General features: G+C 66.6%; 4 protein-coding genes and 1 tRNA gene. 2 read left to right on the top strand and 3 right to left on the bottom strand.

Annotation, left to right across the window (positions count from 1 at the left end; genetic code table 11):
- Positions 1–218: 218 nt before the first annotated feature.
- Positions 219–1,319, bottom strand: a complete 1,101-nt coding sequence (locus ACIQ42_RS15745) for an amino acid ABC transporter substrate-binding protein (RefSeq protein ID WP_397423193.1) — start codon at positions 1,317–1,319, stop codon at positions 219–221.
- A gap of 83 nt (positions 1,320–1,402) precedes the next feature.
- Here ACIQ42_RS15745 and metC point away from each other — a divergent pair, with 83 nt between their 5' ends.
- Positions 1,403–2,566: a cystathionine beta-lyase gene (metC, locus tag ACIQ42_RS15740; RefSeq protein ID WP_397423192.1), complete on the top strand. Its 1,164-nt coding sequence runs from the start codon at positions 1,403–1,405 to the stop codon at positions 2,564–2,566.
- Complete coding sequence (locus ACIQ42_RS15735; RefSeq protein ID WP_397423191.1) at positions 2,563–3,414, top strand: kinase; 852 nt, start codon at positions 2,563–2,565, stop codon at positions 3,412–3,414. The genes metC and ACIQ42_RS15735 overlap by 4 nt, the downstream gene beginning before the upstream one ends.
- Before the next feature lie 595 nt (positions 3,415–4,009).
- On the opposite strand, the gene ACIQ42_RS15730 is transcribed toward ACIQ42_RS15735, so the two are convergent.
- Together ACIQ42_RS15730 and ACIQ42_RS15725 are read right to left on the bottom strand one after the other, a co-directional pair.
- Complete coding sequence (locus tag ACIQ42_RS15730) at positions 4,010–4,801, bottom strand: pseudouridine synthase (RefSeq protein WP_397423190.1); 792 nt, start codon at positions 4,799–4,801, stop codon at positions 4,010–4,012.
- Positions 4,802–5,123: 322 nt separating this feature from the next.
- A tRNA-Arg gene (locus tag ACIQ42_RS15725) sits at positions 5,124–5,200 on the bottom strand.
- Positions 5,201–5,216: the final 16 nt, after the last annotated feature.

The following is a 5,216-nucleotide window of genomic DNA, read 5'->3' as shown; positions in this document are numbered from 1 at the left end:
GCCTGAAGGATCGCTGCGCCATGCGGCTGGAGCTTTAGGGTCTGTCCTAACTGCCGCTCATCCCGGCGAATGCCGGGACCAAGATCTCAAAACTGAGAGGCTGATTGGAATCGCTGCGTGAATATATAACCCGCCCCTGCGGCATTCCATCTGGGTCCCGGCATTCGCCGGGATGAGCGTATATTGTTGAATTATTGACCTAAAACTGAGTCCGGAGCCTAGCGCATCGGCGGCGGGTACATGAGACCCGGTTCCGGCGCTGACCACAGCGCGTTCAGGCCGCGGTCCAGGCGCAGCGCGGAATCGGCGCCCAGATCGCGCCGGAAAATCTCGTGGTACCCGCCCACCTGGCGGATCACCTGAAAGGCCCAGTCCGGCTGCAGGCCGAGTAACGGCCCGAGATCGCCCTCCAATCCCAGCAGGCGGCGTGTCTCGGGGTCAGTGGCCGTCTCGCGGGCCTCCTCTACGGTGCGTGACGACAGACCAAGTTCCTCGGCGATCAGTGTGGCGTAGACGCTCCAGCGCACGATGTCGGCCCACACCGGATCGTTCTGGCGGACGACGGGTCCCAGCGGCTCCTTGGAGATCACGTTGGGCAGAAGCACATGAGCGCCGGGATTGCCCAGCAACGAGCGGGTGGCCGCGAGAGCCGAGACATCGGCAGTGAAGGCGTCACAGCCCTCGGTCTCATAGATCTTGCGCGCCTGGGCCTCGGAGGCGGCCACGACCTCGCGGTACTTCATGCCGCGCGCACTGAAGAAGTCGGCCAGGTTGCCGGCGCTGGCGGTTTTTGCCTGCACGCAGATCCGGGCGCCGGCCAATTCCTCGGCGCTATTGAGCCCCAGTGCCTTGGGGGCCAGGAACCCCTGGCCGTCATAGTAGGTGGTGACCGGGAACGTCAGTCCGAGGCCGGCGTCCCGGGCGAAGGTCTCCGAGGTGTTGCGGGACAGGATGTCGATCTCGCCGCGCTTCAGGGCGCCGAAACGATCCTCTCCGCCAATCACGGTGAAGCGCACCTTCTTGGCGTCGCCCAGAGCCGCCGCCGCCACGGCCCGGCAGATGTCCACGTCAAACCCTCGCCACTCGCCGCGCGGGTCTGGCAGGGCGAAGCCGGGCAGGCCGGGATGCACACCGCAGAGCACGACTCCACGCTTGCGCACCGCGTCCAGGGTCGGGCTCTTCGCAGGGGAGTATCCGATCGGCGCCGCCGCTGGTCCGGCTGTCGGCGAGGCGGCGGGCGCCTTTTCCACAGGTTTGGGCGGACTGCATCCGGCCACGGTCAGGGCCAGAACGGTGATCGCCGCGAGGCTGCGGATCATTGCTGCTCCTTGAAACTCAGAGACGCTTCGGGCTCTAAGGGGAATGGCACTTTCGCCAGCGTCGCCCCCACCCGCAACCCCGCATGTCCGACGAAACCCGATTGATCCGCGCCGGGGCCCTCAGCGGCCCACTGGCCAAGACCGTTGGCCCCCCGATCCAGAAGGGCTCCACGGTCCTGTTGCCGACGGCGGCGTCTCTCTACGACGACGACAACTACGTGACCTACGGTCGCTCCGGGCTGTCCGCCCAGGCCAGCCTGCGCGCAGCACTGGCGGAGCTTGAGGGCGCATCCGGCGTCACCCTCTACCCCTCGGGCATGGCCGCCATCTCCGGGGCCTTGCTCGCCGTGCTGAAGGCCGGCGACGAGATCCTGGTGGTGGACAGCGTCTACAAGCCTGTCCGGCGGTTCTGTGATCATGTGCTGCGGCGCTTCGGCGTGAAGGTGACCTACTACGATCCCTTGAGTTCGCCCGAAGACCTTGTGGCGGGAGCGTCGGAGGCCGTGCGCCTGATCTTCCTGGAGACCCCCGGGTCGCTCACCTTCGAGATGCAGGACCTGCCCCGCATCGCCGAACTCGCGCGGGCGCGCGGCATCCTGACGGCGACGGACAACACCTGGGGCGCGGGCCTTTTGTTCAAGCCGCTGGAGCACGGGATCGACATCTCGATCCAGGCACTGACGAAGTATGTCTGCGGGCACTCGGACACCTTCATGGGCTCGGCGGCCGCGCGGGAGCCGCGGCTGGTCCGGCTGCTCGAGGAGGGCGTCACCAACATAGGCTGGGCGGTGTCCGGCGAGGACGCCTATGCGATGCTCAGGGGGCTCCGGACCCTGCCGGTCAGGCTGGCGCGCCATGGCGAGAGCGGTCTTGCCATTGCGCGATGGCTGCAAACCCAACCCGAGGTCGCTGCGCTCTACCACCCTGCCCTGCCGGAATTTCCGGGCTACGCCATCTGGTCGCGGGACTTCAAGGGCGCCTGCGGGCTGTTCAGTTTCGCCCTGAACCCGGCGCCCGACGCGGCGGTCGACGCGTTTCTGGATGGGTTGAAGCTGTTCGGACTGGGGTTCTCCTGGGGCGGGTTCGAGAGCCTGGCGATCTCCTGCGCGCCGCAACTCAAGGTCCGGAACTTTGCGAAGGACTACGGGGGACCGCTGGTCCGCCTCCACATCGGTCTTGAAGACCCGGAGGAGCTGAAGGCCGACCTCCGGGCCGGTCTGGACGCCTATGCCAGGCTGGCCGGGTGACCGAGGACGACATTGCCGCGTTCCTGGCGCGGGAGCGGCTGCCGGAGAGTTTCAGGACGACGCTGGAGCGGGTCTGCCGACCGCTTGCGGCCCGGGCTGCAGCCTTGCGCGCCGCCCGGGGGCAGACAGTCTTTGTGGGGCTCTGTGGCGCGCAGGGGTCGGGGAAGTCGACGATCTCCGAGGCCACCGTCGCGATCCTGTGCGTGCAGGGCCTTAAGGCCGTCAGCCTTTCGCTGGACGACTTCTACCTGAGCCGCGAGGCCCGGGCCTGGCTGGCCCGCAAGGTGCATCCGCTGATGGCGGTGCGCGGGCCGCCCGGCACCCATGACGTGGCGCTGGCCTGCGTGGTGCTGGATCACCTTGCCCTGCCGGGCGTGACGCCCCTGCCCACCTTTGACAAGGCCTCGGATGAGCGGCGTCCGCAATCGGCCTGGCGGGAGGTGGAAGGGCCGCTGGATGTGGTGATTCTGGAAGGTTGGTGCGTGGGCGCGCGACCGCAGCCCAAGGCTGATCTGGTTGCCCCGGTGAACGGACTCGAGCGCGACGAGGATCCCGATGGCGGCTGGCGCCGATATGTCGATCGGCAGTTGGCGGGGCCGTACCAGGCCCTGTTCGAGCGGCTGGACCTGCTCGTCCTGCTTGCGGCGCCGGGATTTGACGTTGTCAGCGCCTGGCGCACCGAGCAGGAACACAAGCTTCGCGCCCGCACTGGGGGCGGCATGGATGACGGCGCCGTCGCCCGCTTTGTCGCCCACTATGAACGGCTGACGCGGTGGATTCTGGATGAAATGCCGTCGCGCGCGGACTGGACGATCCCGCTGGCCGCGGACCGGACGCCGGGGGTCTAGCGGATCGGGCCTGGCATTGGGCGCCCGCTATGGAAGGCTTGGCAAATGTCCGCTTGCAGACCTGTGACTTTGGGTCGCAATCGACCCGTTGCTGACGTGAACATCGAGGAAAAAGGTCACATGTCGATGCAGGCGCTGCGACGTCCCAGGCTGACAACGCGCGCCCCTTGGATCTTTGCCCTATAACGCTTCCCGTCGTGATCAAAGAAAGCGGAGAACTCGCGAGCCGTCTGGCAATCAGCACCGCGAGAGCTCGCGCCGTTCGCGTTCGCCGCACCCTGCCAGCTTTCAACTTCGCAGAAGTAGCTTTCTACTTCGTCGGACGATTTCGTCCAGCGACCACCGACTGTCACGTCCCCGGCTGAACTGACTTCATTGACGCCGCAGTTGTTGCAGCCTGCAGCCACTAGGCTAAGCAACGCAATCAACGCCGTCCTCGCAGGGGATGAAAAAACTGGCACAGGCCTCACTGCCAAGGTAGCCCACCACAGTCCACGGTTCCTAAAAGACGCCGCGACCGTGAAGTTACCACGGCCAAGGTCCGCTAACCACCCAAGTTGGAAAATCAGCGAGTCCGCCCACGGGCGGTCATCGCCTACCAAGTGGCCGAGCCCATCCCCTGCCGACCCCGAGACGCCGCAATCATGGCCTGCCGTTCCGACGCACTCAGCACCCGCCAACGACCTTCCGGCAGATCCCCCAGATCCAGCGGCCCGATCCGCAACCGCAGCAGATCCATGACCCTCAAATCCAGCAGCTCGCACATGCGGCGGATCTGGCGATTGCGGCCTTCGGTGAGGATGAAGCGCAGGACCTGTCCCTGGGCCGTGACCCTGGCCGGCTTGAGCTGGCGGCCGTCCAGTTCCAGGCCGTGCTGCAGCAGCGCGATCTTGGGCGGGTCGATGCGGCCCGCGACCCGGACCACATATTCCTTGTCCAGCTCCGACTGCGGACCAATCACGGCCTTGGCCAGGACGCCGTCGTTGGAGAGGATCAGCAGGCCGTGGCTGTCCAGATCCAGGCGCCCCAGCGGCGGCAGGCTCATCCTTGAGTCCGGGATGGTGACGCTCTCGCCGACCAGGGCTTCCTTCGTCAGCAGGCGGACGGCGGGGGTGTAGCCGGGCTCCGGCTGGCCGGAGACATAGCCCACCGGCTTGTTGAGCACGGCGGTGAAGCCCTCCAGCCGCCCTTCGGCCTTGTCGGTCAGCGTGAGCGTCTGGCCCTGCAGGATCTTGCGTCCCGCGTCCTCCACCCGCTCGCCGTCGATATAGATCAGGCCCTCGCCGATCAGGGCTTCAGCCTCGCGGCGCGAGCATACGCCGCTCTGGGCCAACCACTTGTTGATCCTCTGGGGTTCGGCGTCGTCGTATCGGCGGGTCCAGGCCATGGGGGTCTTTAGCAGGATTGGCGCGCCCGTTCGAACCCTTCTGATCATCGCGAAGCCGCCGCCCCCGGGGACCGCAGCGTAACCCGGCATGGCCAGAGCGGTCGAAGCTGTGCCCCTTCGCCCCTTGCGGGAGAAGGTGGCCGCCGCAGGCGGTCGGATGAGGGGTCGATCACCCTCTCCGATAAACCCCGGAAATCATTCTGATAAGTTCGCGCGACCCCTCATCCGTCAGGCTTCGCCTGACACCTTCTCCCGCAAGGGGCGAAGGAGCGCGTCGGCCAATTCTACGAACAACGTGAGTTACGCAACTCCCGTCCGGGATTGGCGCGCCCTGCAGGACTCGAACCTGCAACCGCCCGCTTAGAAGGCGGGTGCTCTATCCGGTTGAGCTAAGGGCGCCCGATGCGAACCCTAA

This window comes from Phenylobacterium sp. (assembly GCF_044372605.1).
In the GTDB taxonomy this organism is placed as follows: Bacteria; Pseudomonadota; Alphaproteobacteria; order Caulobacterales; family Caulobacteraceae; genus Phenylobacterium.
Note: the sequence above shows the minus strand (reverse complement) of the source record. Positions and strands in the feature narration are given on the sequence as shown.

What these genes read in the sequence shown, in the direction of transcription:
- ACIQ42_RS15745 (WP_397423193.1), bottom strand. Translation starts at nt 1,319, where the DNA reads ATGATCCGCAGCCTCGCGGCGATCACCGTTCTGGCCCTGACCGTGGCC.
- metC (WP_397423192.1), top strand. Translation starts at nt 1,403, where the DNA reads ATGTCCGACGAAACCCGATTGATCCGCGCCGGGGCCCTCAGCGGCCCA.
- ACIQ42_RS15730 (WP_397423190.1), bottom strand. Translation starts at nt 4,801, where the DNA reads ATGGCCTGGACCCGCCGATACGACGACGCCGAACCCCAGAGGATCAAC.